Source organism: Nocardioides sp. AN3 (genome assembly GCF_054653495.1).
Map to the genome: position 1 here is coordinate 1 of NZ_BAAIGC010000074.1, position 1,862 is coordinate 1,862.

Genomic DNA, 1,862 nt, shown 5'->3' on the forward strand with positions numbered 1-1,862 from the left:
ACGGCGCATAGCCCAGCTCGTCAATGAGCACTGCGTCGTTGCGCAGCAGGGTCTCGATGACCTTGCCGACGCTGTTGTCGGCCAGCCCGCGATAGAGGGTCTCGACGAGCTCGGCGGCGGTGAAGTACCGGACCCGATGCCCGGCCTCGACCGCGGCGATGCCCAGGGCGATCAAGGTGTGCGACTTGCCTGTGCCGGCGGGCCCGATCATGCACACGTTCTCGGCCGCGCGAATCCACTCCAGTGAGGAGAAGTAGTCGAACGTGGCAGGCGGGATCGAGGACGCAGCGACATCAAACTCCTCGAGCCGTTTGGTGACGGGGAAGGCTGCCTGCCGCATCCGGGTCCGGGCGTTGGACGCATCCCTGGCGGCGATCTCGGCCTCGACCAGAGTTCGCAGGAACTCCTCGGGATTCCACCGTTGCGTCTTCGCGGTCACGAGCAGCTCGGGGGCCAGCCGGCGCATCGCGGCCATCTTCAACCGGCGCAGCCCTTCATGCAAATCGGCCGCCAACGGCGGTGGGACGCTCGCGGTCACGACACCTCACCGCCCTCGTCAGCGCTGATGCGGTAGGCGTCCAACGACCTCGTCGGGACGGTGGGCAGGGTCATCACCAGTGCCTGCCCGGCCGGGGTCGGCACCGGTGCGTGTCCATTGGTGGCCAGGATCGACCGGACGTCGTCGGCACGCCACCGCCCGAACGCGACAGCTCGCTCGAGTGCCGCGGCCAGGGCGTCGGTGCCGTGCGCGGCGGCCAGGGTGAGGATGATGGCGATCTCGGTGTTGAGCTTGGTCACGCCGGCAGCGGCGGCCCCGGTGAGGAACTGCTCGGCGACCGGCCCCAACGCCAGGAACTGCTTCTCGGCCACGGTCCGTGGCCGGGCACCACCACGCGGCGTGGCTGGTCGGGGTCGGGCGTAGTGGGCATCGTCGATGCTGGTCTCACCGGGTGCGACCAGGGCGTGTTCGGCGTGGATCTCCCCGGTGACCGGCTCGATGACCCGCAGGATCCGGTCGCGCTCGTCGACTAGGACCGTGACGATCTTGCCGATCAGCCGGTTCGGCACCGAATAGCGGGCCGATCCGAACCGGATGCAGGAGAGCTTGTCGACCTTGCGGGTGATCGGCGCTGGGCCGACCTGCAGCCGCAGCGACGGCAGCTCACCGAGCAGCTCCACCTCACCGCCGCCCGCACCGTCCTCGCCGTGCAGCCGGACGGTGGGAATGGCGTGGGTCTCGCTGTGGCGACGGCCGTTGACCTCGCCACCCCACGCCACCGCGCGCTCGTTCAGCCCGGCATAGCCCTGCGCCCACGGGTTCTCGTCGAGCTCGAGCGGGACCAGCAGGTCGTCCTTGGCATAGCCCACCAGGTTCTCCACGATGCCCTTGGACTCTGGGTCCGCGCCGTTGCACAAGTCGGGCCGGAACCGGTAGTGGCTGGCGAACCGGACATAGTCAGGTGCCGGGACGACGACGTTGGCGACCACGTTGCCCTTCAGGCAGCCCATCCTGTCCGCGAGGACGAGCTTGGGGACCCCGCCCAGCTCCTCGAAGCACTCGGCCAGCAACGCCAAGGTGGTGGTCTGCTGCTCGTCGGGAGCGAACCGGACGAACCGGTAGCGCGACCAGGCCAGCACCGCACAGAACACATGCGTGCGCCGACCGGCGACGATCTCGGTGCCCCAGTCGATGACGAGGACCTCGCCGGGTGTCCAGATCGCCGGACGCCGGCCACCAGCACGGGCCTGCTTGATGCGCCACTCTCGCTTCGCCTCGGCGACCAGACGTCGGAAGTTGCGGTCCGAGCCGTCATAGCCCGCCGCCCGGGCCAGCGGCAGCAGTCGTTTCGCGCTGATCTTGC

Annotated in this window: 2 protein-coding genes; both read right to left on the reverse strand. The window is 69.3% G+C overall.

All coding sequences use genetic code 11. The features are described 5' to 3' along the window. A partial coding sequence (locus tag ACYQ1K_RS27820) for an ATP-binding protein (RefSeq protein ID WP_459986875.1) occupies nucleotides 1-538 on the reverse strand: 538 nt, incomplete at its 3' end. Next, the coding region (locus ACYQ1K_RS27825; RefSeq protein ID WP_459986876.1) for a Mu transposase domain-containing protein at nucleotides 535-1,862 on the reverse strand (1,328 nt) is incomplete at its 5' end. The genes ACYQ1K_RS27820 and ACYQ1K_RS27825, both read right to left, overlap by 4 nt.